We start from the raw sequence: 25,171 nt of genomic DNA, 5'->3' as shown, positions 1-25,171 counted from the left end.
AGGCTGGCATGGGGCTGCGCTGCGGCCCCCTGCACCCGGACATGGTTAAATAGCGCCTTTTCCAGCCCAAGGCCCTCCTCCATGCTCCACGTCCTGGTCATCGGCCAAGCCTGGCCCGAACCGCGCTCCTGCGCCGTCGGCGGTCACATGATGCAGATCCTCGAGAGTTTTCTCGCCCGCAGCTGGCGCATCACCTTTGCCAGCACCACCGAGCCTGCCGAGCACAAGGCCGACCTCAGCGCCCTGAACATCACCGAACTGGCCCTCGCCGACGACGACGCAAGCGTTGCCCACCTCCTCACTGAACAGGCGCCCGACCTGGTGCTGTTCGACCGATTCGAAATGGAAGAACAATTCGGCGCCATCGTTGCCCGGCACTGCCCCAACGCCCTGCGCGTGCTGGAAACCTCAGGCCTGCAAAGCCTGCGCGAGGCCCGCCACCAATTGCTGCGCCGGCGACTGATCGAAGGCTTGGACCCCAACGACTTCCGCGCCCTGTTCAACACCAGCGGCCCCGAGCTGTTCCGCCAGATGGCGCCGAGCGCGCTGGCCCAGCGTGAGCTGGCCGCGATCTACCGCTGCGACCTGTCGCTGATCATCTCGGACGTGGAAACAGACCTGCTGGTCAACGGCTTTGGTGTGCCGGACTACCTGCTGCACTGGTGTCCGCTGATGCTCGACCCTGCGGCCCAGACGTTGCGCCCCTTCGCCGAGCGCGAGCACATCGTGACCATCGGCAACTTCCGCCATGCGCCCAACTGGGACGCGGTGCTGTGGATGAAGCACAACCTCTGGCCGATGATCCGCCGCCACTTGCCCGAGGCCCAGTTGCACATCTACGGCGCCTACGCCTCGCCCAAGGCCCTGGCGTTGCACAACCCAGACGAAGGCTTCCACCTGCTCGGCCGGGCCGAGGATGCCTTGCAGGTGATGAGCAACGCGCGCCTGTGTTTGGCGCCGCTGCGCTTTGGTGCCGGGATCAAGGGCAAGCTGGCCGACGCCATGCTCAGTGGCACCCCCAGCGTCACCACGCCCATCGGCGCCGAGGCCATGCACGGCGCCCTGCCCTGGCCTGGCGCCGTCGCCGGGACCGCCGAAGCACTGGCCAAGGCCTGCGTTCGGTTGTACAGCGACCAGGCGGCCTGGCAACAAGCCCAGGCGGCCTGCGCCCCCCTGCTCAAGACCCGCTACGACCGCAACCGCCACGCCTGGGCCCTGACCGAGCGGATCGAGCACAGCCTGGCGCATCTGGATGAACAGCGTCTGTACAACTTCACTGGGGCCATGTTGCGTCGGCGTTGAAACCGGGGACGCAAAGCGGCCCCCGATTCCCGATCTGCCCCACGTCAGCATTCGCGCCGCAGCAAGTAGGTGTCCATGATCCATCCCTTGCGTCGCCGCAACTGTTCCCGCAGCGCGAGAATCTGCGCCTTGACCCCCTGCAGCGGCCCTGCGACCAGCACCTCATCCTCGGTCCCAAGGTAGGCGCCCCAATAGATCGTCAGTTGCGGATCGTCCAACCCGGCGAAGGCGCACTGCCCATCGAGCATCACCACCACGTTGTCGATCCGTGTCTGCTCGGCCAGGCGCCGCCCCGGCAGCACAGTCAGAGGCTCGCCGATACGATTGAGGGGGATCTGATGGCGCGCGGCCAGGGCCTGCACGCTGCTGATGCCGGGGATGACCTCCAGCGTCAAAGCCATGCCCTGTTGGCGAACAAGGTCGAGCACACGCAACGTGCTGTCGTACAACCCAGGCTCGCCCCAGAGCAGGAAGGCGCCGACATCGTCGGGGCCGAGCTCGTCCTGCAGCCACTGGCCATACAAGGCCGCGCGCTGGCGATGCCAGTCCTGCACAGCACCGAGGTAATCCAGTGCCTGGCTATCGCGCCGCGGGTCGCTCAGCTGTACCAGGCGATAACGGCCCTGCGGCACGTAGCGCGCCAGGATGTCTCTGCGCAACTGCACCAGTTCATCCTTGTCGTCGCCTTTGTCCAGGACGAAGAACACCGTGGCACGCCGTAGCGCATCCACCGCCTCATAGGTGATCTGGCGTGGGTCACCCGGACCGATGCCAATCAGCAGCACGCGTTTCATCGCCCAGTCCTCCTGCCAACCAGCCGCCATTGTCGAGCGGCCGGCGGCATTTGGCAAAACGCTAGAGGATCGAGAAGTTGTAGCTCACGATCACCCGCGTCTCGTCCATGTCCCGCGCCCATTTTTCGTAGTTGCTGCGGTAGGTGGAGTTACGCAGGCGCACGCTCACGTCCTTGAAAGTGCCGCTCTGCACTTGGTACTTGAGCTCGGTATCGCGCTCCCACTCTTTGCCTTCGGCGCTGCTGCCGGGGACCTTGATATGGTCGCCATTGATGTAGCGGGTGAAGAATGTCAGGCCCGGCACGCCAAGGGCCTTGAAGTCATAGTCGTAGCGCAGCTGCCAGGAGCGCTCTTGGGCGGCAGCAAAGTCATTGACCTGGGCGTAGTTGACCAAATAAGGGTTACTGCCATCGAGGTACGGCATGGCGCTCTGGCCATACATACGCTGCCAGCCTGCGCTGATCTTGTGCCCACCCAGGCTGTAACCGAGCATCCCGCTGAACGCACGGTGGTCGATTTCGCCCGCGCGGGCGTTGCCGATATCGTCGCTCTTGATCAGGCGCAGGTCGGCCGACAGGCTGCCCATCGCCAGGGGCTGGCTGGCCACCAGGCCCAGGAATTGCTGGCGATAGATGTTCTCCAGGCGCGACACCTGGTACTGGCCACTGAGGCGATCATTGAAACGGTAGTCAAGGCCCGCCAGGTCGAAGTGGTCGGCCTCAATGTTGCAGGCATAGCGCTTGTTCTTGCAGTGAACGCGGATGTCCTGGCGGTCGGTGGAGTCCCGAGCGGTGTACTGGTTCAGGCGAGCCAAGGTGAACTTCAGGTCACGCACTTCTTCGGAGGTAAGCATCGCGCCATGGAACATCGTTGGCAGCAGACGGCCATCGTTGTACTTGAGCAGCGGCATATCCGGCATCATCGATCCGTAGCGCAGCACGGTGTCAGACACCTTGACCTTGCCGGCCAGGCCAAGCTTGGCGTACTGATCGGCCGAACCGCGCGGGTCATGTCCCGACGAAGGTAGCAGGCCGCTGTTGCTGTCGGCGGGGCTGGAGTCGAGCTTGAAGCCGACCATTCCCAGTGCATCCACACCAAACCCCACCGGCCCCTGGGTATAACCGGACTGCACATTCAGGATGAAACCCTGGGCCGCTTCTTCGCGTTTGGATGCGCCTTGACTTGAACTGCTATGGCCATCACGGAAATCCCGGTTGAAGTAGACAGTGCGCGCTTCGACCTTGGCGCTGCTGTCTTCAAGAAAACCGGCGGCCTGGGCATGGGCACCGACACACAGGAACAACAGGCCGGTAAAACGGCGCCCAGGGGCTGGGAAAAACGGGGGAAACATGCGAAAGAAACATCCAGGAAGAAGGCGAAAAACGATCCGGGACAGCGTTGCACCCCGGCACTACGGAACAGCCGACAAACACGACGGCCATCATCTTGAATGATCGCGCAGCCCCTCTAGCGCGAGCCATTGGACGATGGTCTAAGCGCCACTGAAAAGCTGTTTGCAACGTGCTGCGAATAAGGCGCGAAAAACTAACAAAGTTCCGTGATTACTTATAAAAAGTTTGCGGTTTACCCAGTAGAGGTCGACGACTACAATCGATATCAGCGAACAGCTGTACCCATCCCCGTGGCCGGCGTTTATTGCTTCTTGTATGTTCGTCACGCCCTGCCACGATACTTAACAGGAGTGATGACAGTGTCCAGACTTGCAGAGTTTCGTGCTGCCGAAAAAGCTCTCCAGGAACAATTGGCGCAACTGGAGGCGATGAAAAAGGACGCCGGCCTAAAACGCGAAATCGAATTCGAGCAGAAACTAGTCGGCCTGATGAAAAGCTATGACAAGAGCCTGCGCGACATCATCGCCATCCTCGACCCGAAGGCAGTGGCCAAGGCACCGGCCACGGCGCCCAAGCAGCAGCGCCGCCCCCGCGTGGTGAAGGTGTACGAGAACCCGCACACCGGCGAGCTGATCGAGACCAAAGGTGGCAACCACCGCGGGTTGAAGGCCTGGAAAGAGCAGTACGGCGCCAAGACAGTGGAAAGCTGGGTACGCCCATGAAACGTCAACACCCACTTCACACTTTTTTCACATCGACACGCGCAGTATCGAACCAGCTAAAGGATTAGCGACCCCATCACGCGCCCGCACATGCGGGCCTCTAATTCCGGCGCCCTGCACTCGTGCAGGGCGCTTTCGTTTGCGCTCACGCCTCACTGCCGTATCATGGCCCACCTGTCTTTCCCGCTAGGGCCCTGTGCCCCGGCCTCTCTTCTGGAGTACCCATGAGCCTGCACGATCTGCACGCCCTGCCAGGCGTCACCGCCACACCGGATGCCGCCACCGCCAACTTCGTGTTCAACCACACCATGCTGCGGGTCAAGGACATCGAAAAGTCGCTGGACTTCTACACCCGCGTCCTGGGCTTCAGCCTGGTGGACAAGCGCGACTTCCCTGAAGCCGCCTTCAGCCTGTACTTCCTGGCCCTGGTTGATCCGGCACAGATCCCGGCCGATGACGCCGAGCGTCACCAGTGGATGAAGTCGATCCCCGGCATTCTGGAGCTGACCCACAACCACGGCACCGAGAACGATCCCGAGTTCGCCTATCACGATGGCAATACCGACCCGCGCGGTTTCGGCCACATCTGCATCTCGGTGCCGGATGTACGCGCCGCCTGCGAGCGTTTCGAAGCGCTGCAAGTGCCCTTCCAGAAGCGCCTGTCGGACGGCCGCATGAAGCACCTGGCCTTCATCAAGGACCCGGACGGCTACTGGGTCGAAGTGATCCAGCCGACCACGTTCTAAGCCTCGCCCGCCAGGGCGCGCTCGTCGGGCCGGGAACTCCCGGCCCCTCGCTGTGGTATATGGAATAGACCGTTTCCAAGCCACAGCGAGGTAAAGGACGATGCAAACCCTTCACTGTGAATACCGCGACCACACCATCACCGCGAGCGTCATGACCCACCCGGGGTCGCCACTGCCGTTCGCTGCCGGCTGCCTGATCACCGATCCGCAAGGGCACACCAGCCGCCGCCTGTCGCTGCCGATGAAAATGGCCTTCCTGTCCGACCTGGAGAACGCCCAGCACGCCGCGCTGGCCCATGGCCGCTGGCTGGTCGATCAACAGCTCGACAGTGACCGCCAGGTATTCTGACGACTCAACGACTGCAGCACCTGTGGGAGCGGGCTTACCCGCCAGAACGTCGACGGACCCAGCACCGCTTTCGCGGGCAAATCCACTCCCGCAGAACCTGTACCGCCGCTAAACCTGCCGCGCATATTCCACCGCCGCCGCCACCTGCGCATCCGTCGGCCGTACGCCGGTGTACAGCACGAACTGCTCCAGCGCCTGCAACGCGATCACCTCCAACCCGGTAATCACGGGCTTGCCCAACGCCTCGGCATGGCGGATCAACGGCGTGCGCGCCGGCATCGCAACCACATCGAATACCTGCTGCGCTGCGGCGATGGCGTCCGGGGTAAAGGCCAACGCCTCTGCCTCGGGCCCACCGGCCATGCCGATCGGCGTCACGTTCACCAGCATCGGCGGGCACAGGTCGCCCAGCTCCGGCAGCCAGCGATAGCCGCACACATCCGCCAGTTGCCGCCCGGCCTGCTCGTTGCGCGCCACGATGATCCCTTCCCTGAAACCGGCATCGCGCAAGGCACTGGCCACCGCCTTGGCCATGCCGCCACTGCCGCGCAGGGCGAACGCAGTGGTTGGGTCGACCTGATGGCGTGCCAGCAACTGACGCACTGCAAGGTAATCGGTGTTGTAGGCCTTCAAGTACCCACCCTCGTTGACCAAGGTATTGACCGACTCGATAGCCGCCGCCGACGGATCGATCTCATCGACCAAGGCCATGCACGCCTCCTTGTAGGGCATCGACACGCCACAGCCACGAATACCCAGTGCGCGGATTCCGGCTACCGCCGCCGGTAGGTCCAGGGTGGTCATGGCCTTGTAGTAGTAGTCCAGACCCAGCTGCTGGTAGAGGTGATTGTGAAACCGCACCCCGAATGTGCCGGGGCGTCCGGCCAGGGAAATGCACAACACGGTGTCTCTGCTCGGCGCAATCGCCATTGCCTACTCCTGCTTGCGGCTGAATCGTTTGTTCAGCGTACCAGACGATGCCTGCAACGTTGATAGAACTGATTAGCACTATTGAGGAAGTTGATTTCAAGCCGCGCCAGAGGCTCGATAAGGTAGCCCCATGTCACACAGGAGGTCCCCATGGCCACTATCCAGATCATGTCCGTCATCGGCAGCGCCGTCCCGGCCACCTTGCGTGAACAAGGATTGCTGGCGTGCTGGTACCTGACCCGCAATGGCGAGACCGTCAGCGGCCCGCTGACCTCCCGTGCCACCGCCCAGGCCCTGGCCGAGCGTCTGCAGGCTGCGAGCCTGCTGGCCTGACCGAATTTGTTGTGCGTTGCTCCCCAAGCCTCTGTTGCCCGCCTCCTTGGCGGGTTTTTTTTGCCTGTTCGAGCCACACCCTGTGTGGGGGCTTACCCGCACTTACCCGCGAAAGCGTCAGAGAGGCCAGCCCCGGCCTTCATTGCAATGCGGATCGTATTCTGGCCATCAGCCATATAGCGCTGGCCAAGCACAGAATGAGAATGCAGATCGAAGCAGGCAGGTGAAACTGATGAAAACCAGCCAAGCCGAAACCGGTATGGATAAGGACCGTAAGCAGGCCCAGGCCGGCGCACACTTTGGCGAAGACCACGGCGTTGGCCGTACCCAGCAAGACATGTCGATAGCCAACCAGCAACACGGGGATTGCCAAGCTGTTGAACAGCAAAAAGCCCTGCACCCCACCCGGCAGGAAGAACATCTCCCATTCCTGCCAGTACGCGGCATCTATCTGATGAAGGATCAGCGCAAGCATCGTGACAAAATAGCTTCTTTCCATGTAAGCAATCCCTTCAAGCCAGTGAGGATCATCCCTGCGTAAAGCGTTGGCGATGATAGGAGCTGCGATGACGAAACGCTAATTCACCCACCGCGGTGCCGGTAAGGCATAGACCTAACCTGGACGGCTGAAATCTTGACCCGCGCAAGCACCTCAAAGACAGGGAGGCGAGAGATCGGGCAGGTTGAGCAGGAGGCTATGCTTATCGGCTAACGGGAGGGAAGTCAGATGTGCGCAAGGCTCAGCCAGTACCGTGGCATACACGACTTCGTCGATACGCTGAGTATGCCTGGGGTTTGGCGCAACACGATTGGCGACCAGGCCATGGACTGCTACAACGTGGCGCCCAGCACGCAGGTAGCCGTGCTGCGAATGGATGACACAGGCCCGCGGGCGGACCTGGTGAGGTGGGGATGGCGACCGCACTGGGCGACCGATCGAGCGCCGCCGATCAACGCCAGAATCGAGAAGGTGGCCCACGGACCATTCTTTCGGGCAATCTGGCCGCATCGTGCAATCACGCCGGTGGACGGGTGGTATGAGTGGGTCGATGAAGGCGGGCCGAAAAAGCAGCCCTACTACATCCGGCGGCGGGACGGGCAACCCGCCCTATGTGCCAGCATCGGCCAGTTCACCGGCAGTGAGCACGACGGCTTCGTCATCATCACCGCCGACGCCCAGGGCGGCATGGTCAATGTGCATGATCGGCGACCGGTGGTTCTGGCCCCAGGGCCAGCGAGAGCCTGGGTAGACCCTGCGTTCCAGCCAGAGCATGCCGAGCAGATGGCCCTGAACCTGGGCGAGCCCGCTGAGGAATTCGAGTGGTTCCGGGTGAGCGCGGCCGTGGGCAACGTCAGAAACCAGGGCCCGGAGCTGATCAAGCCGATTCAGTGATGGCTGTCGCGCATCCCTCAGCCGGCCGGGACGACCTCGCCGAATATCCCCAAGGCCACACGTTTCAGGCGTGCCCTGCTTGTTGATGAGCGCAATCTAGTATCGCTTATGCAAAACTGCGTAGCTCAGTCAAAAGAAAGGCTTTCGGACCGAGTACACATGAACCACTTCGTCGTTATTTCCGGCTGCTCAGGCGCAGGTAAATCAACCCTCTTGTCCGAGCTTCAGCGGCGCGGCTACGCAGTGGTCGAAGAGCCCGGGCGGCGTGTCGTCCAGGAAGAGGAACGCGCAGGCGGGAAGGCATTGCCTTGGCTCGATATGGAAGCCTTCTTGCGTCGGGCCATCGACGTCGCGCTGGAGGACTATGCCAATGCGCCATGCGGTAGCTCTCAATGGGTGTTCTTCGACCGTGGCCTGATCGACGCGGCGGCTGCGCTTCAGACCCTGACCGGCGACCTCATACTGGAAAAGCTCAGCCAGCAGCATCCCTATAACCCTCATGTTTTCCTGGCACCGCCATGGGCAGAGATTTATGTGCAGGACGCAGAGCGCCGCCATGACATGACTGCCGCTCGATGTGAGTTCGAGCAGCTTCAGAGGACTTATCCAGCGCTAGGCTATGCAGTATCGCTGCTGCCCAAGATCAGCGTGGCTGAGCGTGCCGACTTCGTACTGACCACGTTGGGCATCGCTGAACACCGCCGTACTGGCAGTGTCGCTGAATGGGTACAGGATTAAATTTCCTTCACCTTGCGCCCTTTAGGTATAAGGCATTCGACAGCCGATCGGCCATACTCCAAAGATGTTTTTTGCGTTTCCGTGAGTTTTCGTGAGTGGCGAAACCCAGCAAATACGGGGGTTTCGCCACACCGGCTCACGCTCTGTCACCCACCAAAACATAGCCATTGGTACAAAAATTGGTACAAGCGTGGCTATCCATCTCCGGCGTCCTGCCAACCAAAAACCCTTCCCTATAGCAACACCTCGTCGCCGGGTTCTGGCCGAATCCAGCGAATCCAAATACTGTATATGCAAACAGTATCTCTACAGGTACCCAAATGGACATCGACACAACCGGGTTCGAGATGGGCATGCCCACCCGAGAGGAAATGCTCGAGCATCAATCCCACATGCTTTCCAATGAGAACGACCAGCTCAGGCGGGAGCTGGCCAAGGCCAAGCGCAACATTGAGAAGCTGGTAGAAATCAACCAGAGCCTGCAGGAGCAGATCGCCGTCGAGTTCCGTCGCGCGAACGGCGCCTACGTCGAGTACGTGCACCTCATGAATATGGCGCGGTGCCGATACGGCATCGACCTGACCAGGGACGGCTACGACATTGATCCCCGGAAGCACCTCAAAAACGTGGAGGCGAAAGAGCGAGAAGACTGAGCAAAAGGCTATGCTTTTTCAGCGAACCGGGAGGGAAGGAAGATGTGCGGAAGGCTCAGCCAATACCGTGGCATACACGACTTCGTCGATACGCTGAGCATGCCTGGGGTATGGCGCAACAACATCGGCGACCAGGCCCTGGAGCGCTACAACGTGGCGCCCAGCACGCAGGTGGCTGTGCTGCGAATGGATGACGCAGGCCCGCGGGCGGACCTGGTGAGGTGGGGATGGAGGCCGCATTGGGCGACCGATCGTGCGGCGCCGATCAATGCCAGAGTCGAGAAGGTGGCACATGGGCCGTTCTTCCGGGCCATCTGGCCGCATCGCGCGATCACGCCCGTGGACGGGTGGTATGAGTGGGTTGATGAAGGCGGGCCGAAGAAGCAGCCCTACTACATCCGCCGGCGGGACGGGCAGCCGGCCCTATGTGCCAGCATCGGACAGTTTACCGGCAGCGAGCACGACGGTTTCGTCATCATCACCGCCGACGCCCAGGGCGGCATGGTCGATGTACACGACCGGCGTCCAGTGGTCCTGGCTCCAGGGCCAGCAAGAGCCTGGATAGATCCAGCATTCCAGCCAGAGCATGCCGAGCAGATGGCTCTGAACCGTATCGAGCCAGCCGAGGAGTTCGTGTGGTTCCGGGTGAGCACAGCCGTGGGCAACGTCCGGAACCAAGGCCCAGATCTGATCAAGCCGATTCAGTGATGGGTATCGCCAGCTTCGCCGCGGGACTTCAGCTGAAACTCGGTGACAGCCTGGTACAGCGAATCAGCCAGCAGCTTCAGGCGCTCCACCTCGGCAGGCGGCGCACCCATGTCCTTGGCTTCGTGGTACTTCCTGGTTGCATCGATGGCCTGCTGAATCAGCTGATCGCCAGCCTCAGCCAGGCCTTGAATGGTCCTTTTCACCGCCCTGCTCCGGTTTTCTGATCAGGGCATCATACTCCGCCTCGCACTGCTGGCCAGCTATTCGGGCTCGGTCATACGCTTTCGCCAGCTCTCCCGCTCGAGCATCAGCCCGTGTGAGCAGGTCGGAGAGCACCAGGGCGGCGCGGGTGGCTGCCTGGCCTCGGGCGATAGCGGCGGTATCCGTGGCGGGGCAACGGACGGTGGCGGCGAGACTGGCTGCGTCGTGCTGCAGCCGCTGGCCAGCAGCATCGGCGCCAGCATCACCAGCATCAGCCACCTGGCGTTCTTCTCTTGCATGGGCTCTCGCCTCCTCCTGCGCTTTGGCGCGACGTTGTTCTTCCACCCGGGCGCTGCGCTCGCCCAATACCTCGGCCAGGCGGTCGCCACTGTCACGCTGAGCCGATGCAGTGGCTGCCTCAGCACGCTCGACAGATCGACCGTGCTGGTAGGTGCCCCAATAGGACGCCACCACCAGCAGGAGTGCCAGCGCCCGCAGCCCCCAGCCGTTCACGCCAGCACCCCGCCTAGCTTCACCCACTGCGCCAGCAGCTTGTCCAAGCGGTGCGGGTTCTGCCCATAATTGTTCCCTGGCATCGATGCCCAGATGTTCGAGCACTTGGCGATCGCATCGGCAATACGTCCTGCCTTGATGTCGTCCAGCGCGCGACGCTCGCGGATCTGCTGCAGCGCAATGCGGTCTTGGTTCTCCGGCGTGAAGCCACCCTGCAAGCGCAGGCTCACGCGGTAGGCGTCCCAGTAGCGCGCCAGGAGCTGGTACCGGCCCGCTGCCGTGCTGGTCACCGGTTTGCCGTTGATGGGGAAGGTAAGTTTCTGGCGTGGGTGATCCTGGTAGCCGGTGAACAGGCCACGCCCGTACAGGACGTTGTAGCCGTCATCGCTACCCTTGACGGTCGAGGTACCTTCCGAGAAGGCGATCAGATCTAGGAACCGGAGCACATTGGCGCCACCGACCTGGGCTTCATTTAGTCGAGCCATGGTTTTCTCCAGGCAAAAAAAAGCCCGCTCAAGGCGGGCTCCAAACGAGGCGCTCGTCAGTTTGGCTGAATGCCTTTAATCAACTGAAGGCGCATTGGGTAGCCTTGGGCAGGCTGTACGACTGTCTCGGTTTCAACGGTCTGCACGATCTTCCCGTCTGCATCTTTGGTCACAGAAACTGTTTTGCTGTATGAGCTTTGAACAACGCAACCGCTCAAAGCGGCACAGGCAACAAAGATTGACGTAAGAATCAGATGTTTCATATGGACCTCTATCCTTGGGTGTGTTTTCCGGCGCAGAATGTAGCAATACGCCATCACCCTAGAAAAGAGATTTCACCTACGGTCTATGTTGGTGGTACCCCGGTGGCCTTATGTAAGCACGCACCGAATTTGGCACCGTGACGAGTGAAGTTGGCACCGCCCGCTGTCATTCGTGAGCGCCTATCTAGGCGGGATATTTGGCACAACGACGCGAGGTCAAATATTTTTCAAGAAAGCGCCAGAAATGGAGCAGTCGGTGAGCACTATTAGGTATGGACACCTAACGTCCTGCCATCTGAGTAATCACCCAATGTTTATCAGCGATCCCAGCCTTTTCGACGTCATCTACAACGTCGGCCTCCTACTGGCATGGACTGGCTCCCTCCGCTTCCAGCTAGCCGTGTATGCCGTATTGGCAGTGTCGGTATTCCTATAACCTGATGTAGCCAGCCTGGAAATCCAGGCTGGTCCTTTACTTGGCGTATCGCCAATGCCCACCTAGGCGCACACCGGCCCACATCAGTCAGGCCCTCCAGCGCGCTACACCGCTGGAACAGCCACTGCAGGGCCGCCAAAGACAAATGCTTGCGCATGTAGACCTCGAATTACAGGCAAGAAAAAGCCCCGACGGTGCGAGGCTCTATTGGGATTGATCAGCAATCCAGGGCGGCGCCACAGGTCGCTGCTCGCTGTCTGGGAAGGCCTCTGACTGGGGCCAATCACGCAGGGACTGCATGAACACCAGCAGTTCACTGAATTGCTCGGGCGTCAGCGTGGTGGCCACACCAATCTCCAGCTGGTCACGATGGCGATCACGCAGCCAGACCAGCGCCATCAACTCGGCGTCCCGCCACTGACGCTCAAGGTCCGCCGCCGTGGGCGCCGGGCTTGTGGCGCTGGCGATGTACTGCTGCACCTCGATTTCTGTCATGGGCTCCAAGTCGCCCGTGATGAAATGCGACGGGGCATCATCATCGAAGGCGTGAACCTTCCCTGTCAGGGTATTTCTGAAGTACTTCATGCGCGCAGCTCCGACCACACGGTATTCGATGAGGCTGTAAACGTTACAGAGTACGTCGCTCCAGCAGGCACCACGAATGCTATATGGAAGCCGTAGGTTGACAACGTCGCACCACCACAGGTGGCCGAGATTGAACCACTCTGGATAGCCACCTGAACCTGAATTGAGCGCCCGGTGGTGTTCGTATAGATCGTTCCAGAGACTCGGCTAGCCGTTACGTTCTGCCAGCTTTGGCCATCACCCAGCGCCTTTTGCCTGTTCTCAAGGGCCGAAACCTGAACGGCCAACGCACCAATATCGATGCTTCCCTGATTCACTGGCGCGTTCCAGGCCTTGATGCACCACATCACCGCCAGGTTTCGCGGACGAACATACATTGCAGTTGTTTCGCCTGGGATTGAAGCACCACCGGTGACAGTTGCAGTCAGGATGCCCGGCATACTTGCAGGCACACCATCACCGTTGAGCTTCGCCCGGAACCCCTCGATGCTATCGTCCGCATTGTTGTAGAGGTTGGCGACTGTAACCGAGGACTTGGTTGGATCGCCCATGCCGACGATTGTTGCGCTCTGGGACGACCCCAGAGCCCGCCCAGCATCTACGCCTCGCCCATGGTCCCAGCCACGCAGGAACTCGCCACGGGTATCCGGCAAGCGGAAGTAACCGGCTGGCTCGTCGCCCTTGTTGTAGGTCGTGCCCAGGTAGGCCGCCAGATCGGGATAAGTCGCGATGCTCTGCGTGCTGCCATCCAGCTCCAGAAAGCCCGCCGGCACCGTGGCCTTGGGCATGGGCAGAATCGACCCCACCGGCATGGCGTTGACGTTTTTCAGCAGGTCATCCACCTGCGCCTGGCTGTAGGTCTGATCCTTTCGGTATGCGTCAGTGATACCGTAGTCGGCCAGCGTGCTGGCCTTCTTACCCAGCACGATGCGAAACGTCAGCGCCGTGGCCCCCACAGTCGGCACTTCGGTGTTGGTCAGCTGCCACACTGTCAGGCCGTTTACCGCACCCGCCTGCACCGGCACCAAATGGCCCGGCGTACATTCGGTGCTTTCATCCGCGTCCTGTGCGCGCACCCAAGCGCCGGCGGACACGACATAGATCCAGTTCTGTGACGCAGCGGCCTGATCTTTGACCAGCACCCGGTCGCCCACGGCCAGGTCCACGCCATCAATGGTCTGCACGCCACTCAGCGCGATAGGGCCGGTTGTTGCGCAGCGCACCGATTTTTTGTAGTCCGACGAGGCCATCGACTGGATGGCTCGCACCAGTTGCGTATGGTCGGCTTCGTCAGGCGAAAGGCCGGCAGCGCTGATGATGCCCAGCAATTCATCCATCAACGCGTTGGCCCAATCAGCCGGAATCAACGATCCCGGTGTGCCTGCAACCGGGTCCTCATCAACAAATTTGCCACTGACAAGCCCAGCGTTGGGCAAGCTCTTTGGATAGTCCACTCTCTACTCCTCAGGTGAAATCAATATTGACTATCGTGTGGGCGGGCGCCGCACGGCGGATGACGCACTCAAGAGCGTTGCCAGGATTCATGCCGAATCGCTCGCCCCAATAGCTGGCACCGAAGCGCCGCCCAACCCGCTGACGATCGCCTGTGTGCAGCGTCCACAGAAACTGTGCTTTCCAGGTCCCGAAGCGCGAAGGCCCGAACCGGGCGCGCCCAAAACGTGGCGTTCGATACTCGGTAATTGTTGCGTTGGGGTAGCCCTGCTCAACAGCGAGACTGATCAGGTACGCAATATCTTGGCCACCAATGGCGGTTAGCCTTTGTTGGACCGAGAGGCGGCGATCCTCAAAAGACGGGTTATTGCCGAGGCAGGGATCGGGAAGCCCCATCACAGCCTCCCAATCCGGCACAAGCTCACTCACCCCGCTTGCATCCATTTCGTTGAGCGCAGCAACGACCCGCGCTTCGATACGGGCAAATTCCTGAGAGACTCCTTCCAGCGCCAGATCTACCTCAGGCACCAGTTCCGGATCCCAGGCCGGCCCGAGCGGCAGCAGCGCTCGCAGCTGCTGCCTGTACTGTGCCGCCGATCTCATGCCAGCCATACGCAGCCTCCATAGGTAAGCAATTCGTTGTTGGCCGGAACAAGATCCGATGCAGGAGAGACCAATTCATGGTCCCACTCGCCCCTTGATCCGCTAATGGCCTCGCGCATGTGGCTGACCAGCAGCTTTTCACCAAGACCAGCCTCGCGGCTATGCAAATCGAGCAACTGGGCCTCAACGGCAGCTCGAACGGCAGACGTGTCCGGATCCAGCCTGATCTGGTAAACCACCGGGACTACTTGCGGGGCCAGTACATACACTTCGGCGGTTACAGGGCGGCGCTCCTCGATGTAGGCCTTTACCTCGTCCAGCTCTCCAGCATCTGGCACTGGGTTGTCGTCCTCGTCGCGCATAAAGAACACGCCGATTGTGCCGGGGCCCAGGTAGTTGCGAACGCACCAGGCGCGTGTAACGCCGGCACATTCGAGCGCCCAGGTTTCATAGTCGTCCTTGCTACCGCCATGCGGGATCACCCGATAAGAACGGATCACCCTGTCCCGAAGCGACTCGACGCTTTCCTGCGGCGTCCCGCCAGTTAAGCCAGGCTCCAGAATGGTGAAGGTTCCACCGATGCCCTGCACGGGCTGAACCAGGGACAAGGTCAGGCCCGGCTCTGCATTGCCTAGCGCACCGGCATCCACTGCTTCGACGGTGGTCTGGTTGATACCAGCGCTGGTCGTCACGCCACTGGTGACTTTGTAGGATCGGCCATCCTGCGCCTGCAACACGGTGTCGATATCCAGAACCGCGCCGGCGGCGGCCTCGAAGCTGGCAGGGCCGGCGGCAGCCTCTGCTTTCTTGCGCGGCTGCTGCAGGCGAAGAGCGGCAATGCGCTCAAGTGTTTCCTCGTCGGCGGTGTCAGGCAGGATCTGCTCAACGATCCAGTCGAGGTAGCCGTAGAGACCAAACGCGGTGCCAGCCTGCGCCCGCGCAAGCACCTGGGCGTCGGAATGGCACAGCGCATTCATGCCCAGGTCAGCCTGGGCCCGGCTCAGCAGAACCGGCAGTGTTGGAATTTCAAACGGCATAGTTCACCTGCCACAGTTGGTGGGGTTCTATCGCAAGAGGTGAGCCGTCAGGCAGGGTCAGCACCACCCGGAGGTTCAGGCGACTGCTATCGGCTCGCTCACTGGTGATGTCCACGGCAAGTACCTGGTCGTCGTCGATCAGCCACCGCAGAGCCTCAGCCGCGTAATACTCCGCGTCACGCTGGGTGCGCTCGGTCAGCTTGACTCGGCGCAGCAACCACAAGCGAGAACCGATCCGGTCATCTGCTACCCGCGGGAAGCTGTCCCCCCACCAGCCGTACCGCTCTTCGTCATCGACGGGGTCATCTGGCCCGGCCCGCCGCCAGGTGAATAGACTGATCACCACTGTCCTGACCAGGTTCTTTTCAGCGTCGTTGAGGTTCATGGGGCGCTCGCCACAGGCTTGTTGGATTGAGCATTGCCGCGGGTAATGCCGTCGTGGACGTGGTTGATCTGACTGATCCCTCCGGCCACCTGATCACCGTCGGACTCGATGCGGCCCGTGGTCTTGATCAGGGGTGTCTCGAACTGGACCGAATCGCCCGCCTTCACTTTCAGCGTCATGGTGTCGAGTTCGACGACGCGCCCCCGCTTGAACACGAAGGTGTCGCCCTCATCGGTGTACAGGGCCACCTCGCCCGGCTTCAGTTCCTTCAGGCGGAAGCGGCGATCCGCCACGCACACCACTACGCCGTGGGAGCGGTCACCGCCCAGGAACAGCGCCAGACCTTCTGCCCCGGGCTTGGGGCAGCTGGTGTAGCCGTAGGGTTCGAAGTGCTCCAAGTCGTCCTTGATCTCGCCGGCAGTGAGGCGCATTTGCAGCGTTTGCAGCATCCTGCCGGCCGTGGCCAGGGCCACCGTCCCACGAGCCATCATGCGCGTCAGGGTCGTCATTTCTTCTCCCAGTCTTCCGGTAGCAGGTATTCGAAGCTGTCGCCTTTCTTGCCCTTCTTGAGCTTGCGGCCCTTGAGCGGGTCGGCGGGCTCAGGCTCGTAGCCTTCAGGCGGGCCAACCACCAGGATGGTGATCATTCCCGAGTCGCTGAGGGAGTACGTCACTTCGGCAATGACCATGTCGCGGTCAAAGCCGATCAGTGGGTCGATTACCCGCGCCACCGTGTTATGGCGCCACAGCGCGCCATTTGATTGCCGCCAGCCTTGCACGGTGTAGGTGGTCTGCAGGGCCTTGCCCATGCGGTTGCCGCGCTCCCAATTGGCTCGGCTCTGGGCAAGCTCGTCGGTCATCTGCCCGGTTTGGTGGATGATGTGCGCGCGGCGGCGAGTGGTTCGGGTGTCCGTGACGGTCGCAGAGACCTCCGCCGCCTTCTCCCCGAAGGCCTTGTCGTTGCCGCTGCGCTGCCCGAGCACCTGGTACTCCGAAAACACCCCGGAGAAGTCCAGGCCGGCACTGCCGGTCAGCACGTTCTTGCCGACCTCTATTGCGTCGAAGGTCCTGCCCTGGCTACCGACGCTGGCCAGGACCACCTGGCCTCGGGCGTCATCCGTGGAAAACACCCGGAACAAGGTGAGTAGGCGATCGATGGATTCGAATGCCGTCTCGCCTGGCTCGATGGTGTGGTCTGACACTTTCGAGGTCGCCGGGATTTCGCTGCTTACCTGCAGGCCATAGGGCGCCGCTAGGTCGCGAACGATGGTCAGCACGCCCTGGTTCTTCCATTGACCGGGTTTGTTGACCGCGGCACAGTCCACTAAGTCAGCGGCCAATGACCGGCCAGAGACTGACAGGCTGATCTGGTTGGCGTCATGATTGATCGGCGTCGCGAACACCCAGCCGGTCAGCACCAGATCATTGCCAATACGCACCTCGCACTGGGCGCCCTGGCGGATCGGCCGCACCACCTCCTGGCCAGGCCAGCGCCAGGTGATACCCAAGCGGAAGTCACGCGCCTGCCGCTCAAGCCCCGCCGAAATCTCGACTTCCTTCCAGCCGCCGTACTCCAGGCCGTCCACCGATAGGGTGACGGCGTTTTGCTCGTCCATGGCTTACTCCTTGGCCAGTTTCAGCGGCAGCGGCGGGACGAACCCGGGGTGCCGGATGCGGTTGCGCTGCACCACCTCACCCTGTCGGGTCGCATCGCCAAAGCGCCGGTAGGCCAGCACCAGGGCAGGCAGGGTTTGCTCGGGGGTGATATCCACCAGCCGCACGCCGGATTCGGCGACGGCGGTTAGATGCGCCACCACGGCGTGTCTGACCTCTGTCAGCGCCTGGTAATGCGAGTGTTCGGCCTTGAGCGAAGCCTCCCAGATCGCGTCGGACAGCTCGTCGCGCAGCTGGAGCACATCATCTGCCACCGGTACATCCGGGCGTTCCGTAGGCTGGACAGCCTGCTGATCCAGCGAAGGCACCGAAGACACAGGTTCAGCCTTCGGTGCGATCGGCAAGTCAGCAACCAGAGTAGTCACCTGGACCAGTAAAGCGTCTTGCACCAGGTTGGTGGCGGCCTTGGCCGCGGCCGTGGTATCCGCACCGCCGGCAGGCGCAACGGTGTTGATAGCTTTCGCCGACTCCAAGTGCTGACTGGCCAGGCTAAGCGATCCCCGGTAGCTGGATCGTCTGGAGCCGCCCCCAGAAGAACCGCTATCGGAAGAAAACAGACTGAATAGCCCGCCACCGAAGCTGGTGAAATTGCCGAAGTAGCTGCTGAACATCGAGCGCAAGCTGTCCGGTGCGTTGACGATTGCGTGCGCAAACCGGCTCACATCACTGATAGCCGTTGTCAGCGGCGCGAAGTGTTGCTGCACCGCTGAGAAGGCCTTGGTCACGCTGTTTCGCAGGCTCATCAAGTTGACCCGGGCGGCGTTGACCTTGTCCATGGCGGCCGAGTACCGGCCAAGCGCCGAGCCAAGCAATCCACCGGAAGCCTTAAGTGCCTTCTGCTTGGTATTGACCTTGGCGCTCGGAAATTTACGCGGCTGATCCGGGTACATCTCCAGGTCAAAACGCACCATGCCGCCTTCGCGGCGGTCGTGGCTGACCTCGCAGGCACCGGCCTTGACCAGCATGCGTCCCAGCCAGGGGTGCACCAGCTCACCAGCGCCTGGCGTTTCCAGTGCCTCCAGCAGCTTGTCCCGCCGCTCGAAGCAGTCAGGGCCGATGATGAAAGCAGTCAGCTTGTGGACCTGGGCCCGCTTGCCCAGCTGCTCGAAAAACGGCTCGTCACGCTGGACGAATTCGTGCAGCTGGCCGCGCTGCCCCGTCGGCACCGACGTTTGCTCGATGACAAACGAGATGCCCCGGAACGAGGCCGGCAGCAGACTGTCCCGCCATGTCGTTGTGCTCATGCCGGCGCTGCCCCCATGGTTCGATAGCCAACCTTCGATTTGACCTGAAGTCCGGGCTGGCTGGTTGTCGCCTGCTCCACCCGCGTGCCCGGCGGTGCGCCGTTGATGTTGATGTTCAGCTCGCCATCAACGCGGGCCTTGCTGTTGGCAGCGCCCGCCGTAACGAGGCTGCCCGGTGCCGGCACCTTCAGCAGCTCACCCGTGGCAGGAATGCCCAGCGAGGCCGACATGGCTTGCTGCCGGGAGCCGGCATTGGCGGCCAACATGGCGCCGTCGCCGGCGCCCATACCGGCGTTGTTGCGCTGATTCTGTGCTTCCGCCGCCCGTTGGATAGTCGCCGTGAGCCCATCACCACCCTCCCCCAGGCCCAGGAATTCCAGGTAAGGACGAACCTTTTCCCAAAGCCCCTTGAAGAAGCCGACGATGGGTTCCCAGTTCTTGATGATCATGCCCAGCGGCGTAAACGCAGCGATGGTCTTGAAGATCTCCCAGGCTGGCTCGGCGTAGGCCTTGATCAGCTCCCACATGGCGGAGAAGAACGGGCCCACGGTTTCCCAGTTGGCGATGATCAGTCCTGCCGCGCCCGCAATCGCCACCGCGATGAGGCCAATCGGGTTGGCGGCAAGGGCAACGCTCATCAGGCGGGTGGCCACCGTCGCAGCAACGATGGCCGCACGGATGCCGGTGAATGCGATGGCTGCACCGACGAGGCCGCGCACCAGGTTAGGATTAGCCTGGATCATTGCCGCGGTATAACTGATCAAAGGACGGATCGAGTCGACTGCACTGTTGAGGCCTGGCAGCAGAGCTTCGCCCAGGGCCCGGCCCACTCCATCGATCGTATTGCGCAGCAACTGCAGGTTGTTCGCCGTTGTCGCCGCACGCGACGCGTACTCCTTATCCATAGATCCGGAGTAGCCCTTCTCGTCTGCCACCTTCTGCAGGTTGCCCTTGAGCAGATCAAGGTTAGTGAGCAAAGGCGCAATGGCCGTGATCGACTCACTGCCGAACAGGGTGGCCATGACTCCGGCCTGCTTCGATTTATCCACATCCTTGAGGCGATCAAGAATGTCCAGCACGGCGCCCTGGGCGTCCGTCTGCATGGCCTTGGCCACTTGCTTGGAGTCGAGGCGAAGCGCCTTGAAGGCTTCGGCCTGGCCCTTAGTCGCCGCCGCCCCCTTGGTCATCGCCAGCATGAAGTTCTTGATGCCGGTGGCTGCGACTTCTTCCTCGACACCAACGCCGGCCATGGTCGCACCCAGAGCAGCAATCTGCCCGGAGGCAAGACCGGCGATTTCACCAAGAGGACCAATCCGCGTCACGATCCCGGAGATCTGCTTGGTGTTTGCAGGCCCTGTGTTGCCTAGGTAGTTGATCTTGTCAGCCAGAGCAACCACTTCGTCCTGGCCCATTTTGAACGAGGTGCGCCACTTGGCCATCATCTCACCAGACTGATCAGCGGTCTGATCGAAAGCAACGCCCATCTTCACTGCGGCTTCGGCGAAGCCAAGCAATTCATTCTTCGCGATGCCGGACTGGCCGCCCGCAGCGACGATCTTGGCAATATCACCGGCGGCCATGGGTAGCCGCTCGGACATGCGCCCGATGTCGTCGCCCATCTCCTTGAACTGCTGCGGCGTATCGAAATCGACGACCTTCTTCACGTCGGCCATCTGCGACTCGAACTCGATCGCCTTGCTGATACCGGCCACGAACGGCGCCGCGATGGCACCGCCCGCGATCAGGTCGCGAAAGCCAATCTTGCCGAGGCCTGTTTTCTCCAGCCCCTTCTGGAAGCTGGAGACGTTTTTGCGAATCCCCGCCAGGGTCGGCGAGAGCTTGTCGACGCCAGTGATCAGCGCCTTGAGCTGAAACTTGTCGGCCATCAGGGCACCTGCTGTAGAGCGTTGATGCGCTGGGCGTGCATCAGGGACTCAAGGAAGAGATCCAGCGGCTTGGCCAGGATCTGGTCAGGATCGACCTTCCAGAACCAGGCAAGGTCGTAGGCAAGCGCAATCAGGCTTTCGATTTCGGCGATTCCGCCTTCATGAAAAAACGGGCGACGGCCCAGCTGGCCGAATGCAGATCGGCAAGATCCAGCTGATTCACCGAACTTGCGGGGATGCCGGCGCACACCGCGATGTATTTGGCGCAGGTATCCATGTCCAGGCTGATTTCATCGTCCTGGTTGATCCTGTACGGAAGCGACTTGATCGCCCGAACTTCCTGCACCGTCGGACGGCGCAGGGTCAGCTCCGTCCGCTCTTCATCGTGCGCCTTGATCGGAGCGGAAAGCTTGATGACGTCGCTCATTGCCATACCCCCTTGCTGCCATCGAACTGCAGCTCGATGGTGCCGTCATCGCCGCTCGATACCGGCTCATCGACCAGGTAAGCGTCGGACAGCACGTACACCTTGCCGTTGTTGAACTCACCGGTGATGGTCATGGCTGTGCCATTGACCAGCTTTTCCAACGGGAAGTCCGGGGTATGCACCGCCGTCACCTTGAGGTAAGGCGCCAGCAGCTCTTCCTTGTAGAAGCCGGGCGTCACCGTCTCTCGTTTGACGTTCATCAGCGGGGCTTCAAGGCCCCCGGTGATGGTCAACTGAGCACCGTCAACCTTGATGTAGCACGTGCCCGCGACTCTTTGACCCATGGTCTTGTCTCCAGAAATGAAAAAGCCCGCTTCGGCGGGCTTGTGGTGGTGCTGGCCGAGTTAGGCCGCGGCGTCGTACTGCAAACGGAACTGGTTGAGCAGCGCGAAGATGCGCAGACCGTTGATGTAGTCCGGCGGGAACAGCACGTTGACCCGGCTCGGGTCATTGCTGTCTCGCTCAACGACCAGGTACTTGGCAAACAGGTCGGCGTTCTCGACGTGGCCATCGCTCTCCAGCTTGCCGTACAGCGCGATCAGCTCGCCGCGAATGGTGCTGGGCGTGACGATGGGCTGGCCAGCGCCGAAACGGGTGCCATCGGCGGCCAGCTTGTGGCGACCATACTTGCTGGTGATAACGGTCTTAAGGCTGCGGATGATGTACGCCGACTGGTGCATCGTCTCGCTGTCCAAGTACGAGTTGTCCGGCTGGCCATAGGCATTCTTCTGATAGGTGGTGATCGAACGCTGGATGCGCATCGAACCACCCTCGAAGTAGGCCGTGGCGATGCCATAGCTCAGCAGGGACTGGCGTTCGGTCAGCGTGAACCGATCGCTGGATGGTGCTGCGTCGATACCCGGCATCGCCCCGCTCTGCGTTGGACGGCTCGCATCGGCCGAGATGAACGAGGCCGTGCGCGCCGCCAGGGATGCAGCCACCAACCAAACCGGCTGTGGCACGCCTTGCTCCACGCCCTGGACCGTGACGTGCTGATCGTTACGCGCCTGGCCGGCGGCCACCAAGGTGCCGACAGTGCCGCGCTTGGCGCTGTAGACATGGCCGAACAACTGCTTGGTCCAGGACCAACGGCCGGCGTTGTCATCCATCGCCAGCTTCCACGCGTCCAGGCTGGTAGTGTCGGCCCACGGCATGCAGATGAACTCGAAGGGCTCGTCGCCCAGGGCGGCCAGCGCATCGACCTGATCGGGGGTTCCGGCACCGGTAGCCATGGCTGTGATGGTCGCCGTCAATCCCGCCGGCGTCGCCTCGCCATTGGTCTTGCCCAGGCGGTTCATCTGTAGTGCGATGTCATTGCCGCTCTCGCCCTTCCATTTGCAGGTCAGCGTGATATCGCCACCGGTGGACTCAGCCTTAACCGGCAGATCGACAGCGGCGTTGACTTGCACCGCCAGGGCGGCGGCAGCCTGGGCCGCCGTGGCGCCGCTCACGATGGTAGCCTGGACGCGGGCTCCACCTACATAAAGACTCAGCAGGCCGGACTCCGTCGAGGTTCCAGCGATGGTCACCTTGCCGGCAGCCGCCACGCCTGTGGTGGCCTTCAGCGGCAGGCACCACACCTCGCCAACCGGATCGGCTTTGCGCCAGATTTCGTACATGCCTGCCAGCATCGAGCCCTGGCCTCCGATGGACTTGGCCAAGGCCACGCTCGGCACCAGGACCAGCTTGCCGATTTCCTCGGCGGTGGCGTCATCGTTGACCTGGGCAACGATCAGTCGGCGCAGCACCGATTGGGCAGTGTTGGCCGCAGAGTTGTCCATTTCCGCGTAAAACAGGGGCACACGGATGTCGCCCGGGATGTTGTTGAATCCGATGGCCATTACTTGGCTACCTCTTTCTTGGTGCCCTTGGGCTCTTTGACGGTGATGTCACCGTCCGCCAGACGACGGCGCCACCAGACGCTGTCGGTTACTTCGCGGCCATCGGCCGGAAGCAGGTCGCCCGCCTGCGGGTCGGGCACGGCGCGGCCAGCGGCCGGCACCACGGTGATGCGCTGGGTCATGGTTGGGGATCTCCAGAGAATTTCACTTCGATGCGCCCGTCTGGGCCGGGGCGCTGCAGGTTGGGGTCTGCCGGGTCGATGCAATCCATGTTGATGGTCGCCCCGGTAAACGGCGGCAAGCCGTCGAGCTCATGCTCGTGCCAAGTTTCAGCAGGGTCCGTCGGCCGGTTGCGGCCAAGCTGGAACCCTGCCGAGAAGCTGAAGCGATAGACCACCCGTGCCCGGTTGATTAGCACCAGGCCGCCACCGTCATAGACGACCGGATCGTACTCAGCATCCGGCTTCCAGCCGACTAGGGCCCGCCACAGCTCTTTGCGGAAGTCATGCAGCAGGTCCGAGGCCTGCTGGCCGCGCTCGTCCTTGGTGTCCATGGCCAGGACGACTTCGAAGCGATCTTCGATGTCCTGCAACACCGCGTTTTGCGCTCGGTTGTCACCCGCCTTGTCGTCTGCCGCAATGACGTAGGCCGATGGGTTCTTCAGCAGCACCGACTGGCTCACGGCCTCCAGGTCAATGCCGCCCGATACCCGATCAGCCAGGCTCGGGCAGTACTCGCGCAGGTGCGCGATGATGGGAGAAATTTTCATTGCTGAGGGTCCGGGCCTGGCGGCCCATGGTTATGGAAGAGCAGCCGCGAATGCAGCCCGGAGAATCGACTGAACCTGGTCCTTTTCGTCCTGCAGAGCATCTTCCATGTAGTTTGCGCGCGGCTCGATGCGCCAAGCGCCGTTGGCCCGCTGAGCCACAGCGGCGGCACGCTCGCCCTTTTTGCGGCGCTTGCCCGATTCAAGCCCTCGAACCCGGGCTCCCTGCTTCACGCCGTAGTGCAGGTAAGCTGGGTAGTACTCAGGCATATCAGGCGTCTTGCGCGGGGCGATCTTCACCAGGAACCCGGAGCGGGACACCTTGAAGGTGATGGACTCGACGGTCCGCCCCGTCCTGTTGACCGGGTAGTTGTTCTGCCCGCGCGCCAGGGCAAGGTTGAGTTGCGCGCGGCGCGTAACCACGCGGCCCGCCCTGCGCATGCCCTTGCGGATTTCCTTCTTGTCGAAGATTTCCCGCCCGAACTGGTCGAAGCCTTCGATGTGCATATAGCCATCGAGCGTTGCCGAGTTAGCCATAAATCCCACCTCCTACTGCTGCCTGGCCAAGTTCCTCGACCTCCAGCAGTGTGAAGCGCTTCCCTGCACCCCATGGGGCGCTGCGCTTGACGCGATAGACCACACCACCAGTTACCACTTCGTGGGAAGTCGTCACCCCTTGAAGGAGGCGCACCCACACGCGATGGGTGATCTTGTCGTCAGTCTGCACGCTGTCGGTGTACACAGCGGTACCCACCGCACGGACTTTTGCCCAGCGATGACGAGGCTCAGTGAACACCGACTCGAGACCTGCCGCATCCAGTGGTAGATCCTCGCGAAGGCGAATGGTGATGCGGCGATCGAGCTCGCCGGCTGCTGGCTCAAGAATCGACTGGGCCATAAAAGTCCCTCGATGACCAAAGAAGCGAAGCAACCCCAAGCGGCATTTCTTCACAGCTTGTGCCGATCGCAACAGCTTCACGGTTCGCGTAAGAGTGAGCGATCAGAAGTAGCATTGCGGTTTTGAAACTGGCCTTGAAGTCGCCCACTTGGACCAACTTCGGGTTGTCGCAGTACCACAATGCCCAAGACAAGGCCGACTCGGCATAGAGCCCAATCAGATCATCCTCATCTTCATGATCGACACGGAGATGCTGACGAATCGTGCCGATCGGCAGCAGTTCCAGTGCCGTGACGGTCATTTTTTCTTGCCTGCCTTGGCTTCAGCGGCGGGCGTTTCGACCTGCTGGTCCTGCTGGTCCTGCTGGTCCTGCTGGTCCTGCTGGTCCTGCTGGTC

The 25,171-nt window shown here is 61.7% G+C and carries 34 protein-coding genes; 9 read left to right on the top strand and 25 right to left on the bottom strand.

The features are described from left to right. The first annotated feature begins 81 nt into the window (after positions 1 to 81). Entirely contained in the window at positions 82 to 1,302 is a 1,221-nt protein-coding gene (locus ABOA88_RS00170) for a glycosyltransferase (RefSeq protein ID WP_196168157.1), read from the top strand. Positions 1,303 to 1,346: 44 nt separating this feature from the next. Here ABOA88_RS00170 and cobF read toward each other — a convergent pair whose 3' ends face one another. Then, positions 1,347 to 2,096 carry a precorrin-6A synthase (deacetylating) gene (gene cobF, locus ABOA88_RS00165; RefSeq protein ID WP_196168156.1) on the bottom strand — a complete coding sequence of 250 codons (750 nt, stop codon included), beginning with the start codon at positions 2,094 to 2,096 and terminating at the stop codon, positions 1,347 to 1,349. A gap of 61 nt (positions 2,097 to 2,157) precedes the next feature. Continuing rightward, positions 2,158 to 3,447, bottom strand: coding sequence for an OprD family porin (locus ABOA88_RS00160; RefSeq protein ID WP_196168155.1), 1,290 nt, complete (start codon positions 3,445 to 3,447; stop codon positions 2,158 to 2,160). Between the two features lie 360 nt (positions 3,448 to 3,807). On the opposite strand from ABOA88_RS00160, the gene ABOA88_RS00155 reads away from it, so the two are divergent. From ABOA88_RS00155 to ABOA88_RS00145, 3 genes are all read left to right on the top strand, one after another. Further along, positions 3,808 to 4,170, top strand: coding sequence for a histone-like nucleoid-structuring protein, MvaT/MvaU family (locus tag ABOA88_RS00155; RefSeq protein WP_196168154.1), 363 nt, complete (start codon positions 3,808 to 3,810; stop codon positions 4,168 to 4,170). 224 nt (positions 4,171 to 4,394) lie between these two features. Next, positions 4,395 to 4,916: a lactoylglutathione lyase gene (gene gloA / locus ABOA88_RS00150; RefSeq protein WP_196168153.1), complete on the top strand. Its 522-nt coding sequence runs from the start codon at positions 4,395 to 4,397 to the stop codon at positions 4,914 to 4,916. 100 nt (positions 4,917 to 5,016) lie between these two features. Continuing rightward, entirely contained in the window at positions 5,017 to 5,265 is a 249-nt protein-coding gene (locus tag ABOA88_RS00145; RefSeq protein WP_196168152.1) for a hypothetical protein, read from the top strand. 108 nt (positions 5,266 to 5,373) lie between these two features. Here ABOA88_RS00145 and ABOA88_RS00140 read toward each other — a convergent pair whose 3' ends face one another. Further along, positions 5,374 to 6,195 carry a shikimate 5-dehydrogenase gene (locus tag ABOA88_RS00140; RefSeq protein WP_367850704.1) on the bottom strand — a complete coding sequence of 274 codons (822 nt, stop codon included), beginning with the start codon at positions 6,193 to 6,195 and terminating at the stop codon, positions 5,374 to 5,376. A gap of 150 nt (positions 6,196 to 6,345) precedes the next feature. Between ABOA88_RS00140 and ABOA88_RS00135 the strand changes: the two genes are divergently transcribed. Next, positions 6,346 to 6,528: a hypothetical protein gene (locus tag ABOA88_RS00135; RefSeq protein ID WP_196168150.1), complete on the top strand. Its 183-nt coding sequence runs from the start codon at positions 6,346 to 6,348 to the stop codon at positions 6,526 to 6,528. Between the two features lie 139 nt (positions 6,529 to 6,667). Here ABOA88_RS00135 and ABOA88_RS00130 read toward each other — a convergent pair whose 3' ends face one another. Further along, positions 6,668 to 7,027, bottom strand: coding sequence for a DUF6713 family protein (locus tag ABOA88_RS00130; protein WP_196168149.1), 360 nt, complete (start codon positions 7,025 to 7,027; stop codon positions 6,668 to 6,670). A gap of 228 nt (positions 7,028 to 7,255) precedes the next feature. Here ABOA88_RS00130 and ABOA88_RS00125 point away from each other — a divergent pair, with 228 nt between their 5' ends. From ABOA88_RS00125 to ABOA88_RS00110, 4 genes are all read left to right on the top strand, one after another. Next, positions 7,256 to 7,921 carry an SOS response-associated peptidase gene (locus ABOA88_RS00125; RefSeq protein WP_367850703.1) on the top strand — a complete coding sequence of 222 codons (666 nt, stop codon included), beginning with the start codon at positions 7,256 to 7,258 and terminating at the stop codon, positions 7,919 to 7,921. A gap of 159 nt (positions 7,922 to 8,080) precedes the next feature. Then, positions 8,081 to 8,659 carry an AAA family ATPase gene (locus ABOA88_RS00120; protein ID WP_367850702.1) on the top strand — a complete coding sequence of 193 codons (579 nt, stop codon included), beginning with the start codon at positions 8,081 to 8,083 and terminating at the stop codon, positions 8,657 to 8,659. A 320-nt stretch (positions 8,660 to 8,979) separates the two neighbouring features. Continuing rightward, positions 8,980 to 9,312 (top strand): hypothetical protein, encoded by a 333-nt coding sequence (locus ABOA88_RS00115; RefSeq protein ID WP_196168146.1) that lies wholly within the window; start codon positions 8,980 to 8,982, stop codon positions 9,310 to 9,312. Between the two features lie 42 nt (positions 9,313 to 9,354). After that, positions 9,355 to 10,020 (top strand): SOS response-associated peptidase, encoded by a 666-nt coding sequence (locus ABOA88_RS00110; RefSeq protein ID WP_367850701.1) that lies wholly within the window; start codon positions 9,355 to 9,357, stop codon positions 10,018 to 10,020. On the opposite strand, the gene ABOA88_RS00105 is transcribed toward ABOA88_RS00110, so the two are convergent. From ABOA88_RS00105 to ABOA88_RS00005, 21 genes are all read right to left on the bottom strand, one after another. Further along, complete coding sequence (locus ABOA88_RS00105; protein ID WP_196168717.1) at positions 10,014 to 10,223, bottom strand: hypothetical protein; 210 nt, start codon at positions 10,221 to 10,223, stop codon at positions 10,014 to 10,016. The two genes, ABOA88_RS00110 and ABOA88_RS00105, sit on opposite strands and share 7 nt — an antisense overlap. Continuing rightward, positions 10,195 to 10,734: a DUF2514 domain-containing protein gene (locus ABOA88_RS00100; RefSeq protein ID WP_367850700.1), complete on the bottom strand. Its 540-nt coding sequence runs from the start codon at positions 10,732 to 10,734 to the stop codon at positions 10,195 to 10,197. The genes ABOA88_RS00105 and ABOA88_RS00100 overlap by 29 nt, the downstream gene beginning before the upstream one ends. Continuing rightward, positions 10,731 to 11,219, bottom strand: a complete 489-nt coding sequence (locus ABOA88_RS00095) for a glycoside hydrolase family 24 protein (RefSeq protein WP_367850699.1) — start codon at positions 11,217 to 11,219, stop codon at positions 10,731 to 10,733. Before ABOA88_RS00095 ends, ABOA88_RS00100 begins: the two co-directional genes overlap by 4 nt. Before the next feature lie 56 nt (positions 11,220 to 11,275). Continuing rightward, a complete protein-coding gene (locus ABOA88_RS00090) occupies positions 11,276 to 11,482 on the bottom strand; it encodes a hypothetical protein (RefSeq protein ID WP_367850698.1) in 207 nt (68 codons plus the stop codon). Positions 11,483 to 12,122: 640 nt separating this feature from the next. Then, positions 12,123 to 12,503, bottom strand: coding sequence for a phage tail assembly chaperone (locus tag ABOA88_RS00085; RefSeq protein WP_367850697.1), 381 nt, complete (start codon positions 12,501 to 12,503; stop codon positions 12,123 to 12,125). After that, positions 12,500 to 13,957 (bottom strand): phage tail protein, encoded by a 1,458-nt coding sequence (locus ABOA88_RS00080; protein WP_367850696.1) that lies wholly within the window; start codon positions 13,955 to 13,957, stop codon positions 12,500 to 12,502. Before ABOA88_RS00080 ends, ABOA88_RS00085 begins: the two co-directional genes overlap by 4 nt. 10 nt (positions 13,958 to 13,967) lie before the next feature. Further along, entirely contained in the window at positions 13,968 to 14,567 is a 600-nt protein-coding gene (locus ABOA88_RS00075; protein WP_367850695.1) for a YmfQ family protein, read from the bottom strand. Next, entirely contained in the window at positions 14,555 to 15,595 is a 1,041-nt protein-coding gene (locus ABOA88_RS00070; RefSeq protein ID WP_367850694.1) for a baseplate J/gp47 family protein, read from the bottom strand. The genes ABOA88_RS00075 and ABOA88_RS00070 overlap by 13 nt, the downstream gene beginning before the upstream one ends. Next, on the bottom strand, positions 15,585 to 15,980 hold the full coding sequence (locus tag ABOA88_RS00065) for a phage GP46 family protein (RefSeq protein ID WP_367850693.1): 396 nt from the start codon (positions 15,978 to 15,980) through the stop codon (positions 15,585 to 15,587). Before ABOA88_RS00065 ends, ABOA88_RS00070 begins: the two co-directional genes overlap by 11 nt. Then, on the bottom strand, positions 15,977 to 16,489 hold the full coding sequence (locus ABOA88_RS00060; RefSeq protein ID WP_367850692.1) for a phage baseplate assembly protein V: 513 nt from the start codon (positions 16,487 to 16,489) through the stop codon (positions 15,977 to 15,979). Before ABOA88_RS00060 ends, ABOA88_RS00065 begins: the two co-directional genes overlap by 4 nt. Then, positions 16,486 to 17,595, bottom strand: coding sequence for a phage baseplate assembly protein (locus ABOA88_RS00055; RefSeq protein WP_367850691.1), 1,110 nt, complete (start codon positions 17,593 to 17,595; stop codon positions 16,486 to 16,488). Before ABOA88_RS00055 ends, ABOA88_RS00060 begins: the two co-directional genes overlap by 4 nt. A gap of 3 nt (positions 17,596 to 17,598) precedes the next feature. Beyond that, positions 17,599 to 18,897, bottom strand: a complete 1,299-nt coding sequence (locus ABOA88_RS00050) for a DNA circularization protein (RefSeq protein ID WP_367850690.1) — start codon at positions 18,895 to 18,897, stop codon at positions 17,599 to 17,601. After that, positions 18,894 to 20,783 (bottom strand): phage tail tape measure protein, encoded by a 1,890-nt coding sequence (locus tag ABOA88_RS00045; RefSeq protein ID WP_367850689.1) that lies wholly within the window; start codon positions 20,781 to 20,783, stop codon positions 18,894 to 18,896. Before ABOA88_RS00045 ends, ABOA88_RS00050 begins: the two co-directional genes overlap by 4 nt. Before the next feature lie 130 nt (positions 20,784 to 20,913). After that, entirely contained in the window at positions 20,914 to 21,210 is a 297-nt protein-coding gene (locus ABOA88_RS00040) for a phage tail assembly protein (protein WP_196168729.1), read from the bottom strand. After that, complete coding sequence (locus tag ABOA88_RS00035; protein ID WP_196168730.1) at positions 21,207 to 21,554, bottom strand: phage tail tube protein; 348 nt, start codon at positions 21,552 to 21,554, stop codon at positions 21,207 to 21,209. The genes ABOA88_RS00040 and ABOA88_RS00035 overlap by 4 nt, the downstream gene beginning before the upstream one ends. 60 nt (positions 21,555 to 21,614) lie before the next feature. Further along, entirely contained in the window at positions 21,615 to 23,111 is a 1,497-nt protein-coding gene (locus ABOA88_RS00030; RefSeq protein ID WP_367850688.1) for a phage tail sheath subtilisin-like domain-containing protein, read from the bottom strand. Next, entirely contained in the window at positions 23,111 to 23,293 is a 183-nt protein-coding gene (locus tag ABOA88_RS00025) for a DUF2635 domain-containing protein (protein ID WP_196168732.1), read from the bottom strand. The genes ABOA88_RS00030 and ABOA88_RS00025 overlap by 1 nt, the downstream gene beginning before the upstream one ends. Beyond that, positions 23,290 to 23,880 carry a phage tail terminator protein gene (locus tag ABOA88_RS00020; RefSeq protein ID WP_367850687.1) on the bottom strand — a complete coding sequence of 197 codons (591 nt, stop codon included), beginning with the start codon at positions 23,878 to 23,880 and terminating at the stop codon, positions 23,290 to 23,292. Before ABOA88_RS00020 ends, ABOA88_RS00025 begins: the two co-directional genes overlap by 4 nt. Positions 23,881 to 23,910: 30 nt before the next feature. Then, the gene (locus tag ABOA88_RS00015) at positions 23,911 to 24,414 is read right to left on the bottom strand and encodes a hypothetical protein (RefSeq protein WP_172959797.1); all 504 of its coding nucleotides are present in this window, start codon (positions 24,412 to 24,414) and stop codon (positions 23,911 to 23,913) included. Next, positions 24,407 to 24,775 (bottom strand): head-tail adaptor protein, encoded by a 369-nt coding sequence (locus ABOA88_RS00010; RefSeq protein ID WP_367850686.1) that lies wholly within the window; start codon positions 24,773 to 24,775, stop codon positions 24,407 to 24,409. The genes ABOA88_RS00015 and ABOA88_RS00010 overlap by 8 nt, the downstream gene beginning before the upstream one ends. After that, a complete protein-coding gene (locus ABOA88_RS00005) occupies positions 24,756 to 25,076 on the bottom strand; it encodes a head-tail connector protein (protein ID WP_367850685.1) in 321 nt (106 codons plus the stop codon). Before ABOA88_RS00005 ends, ABOA88_RS00010 begins: the two co-directional genes overlap by 20 nt. Between the last annotated feature and the right edge of the window lie 95 nt (positions 25,077 to 25,171).

Source organism: Pseudomonas sp. PKS, assembly GCF_051913525.1.
Lineage (GTDB): Bacteria > Pseudomonadota > Gammaproteobacteria > Pseudomonadales > Pseudomonadaceae > Aquipseudomonas > Aquipseudomonas guariconensis_D.
This window is presented reverse-complemented; position numbering and strand designations above follow the sequence as displayed.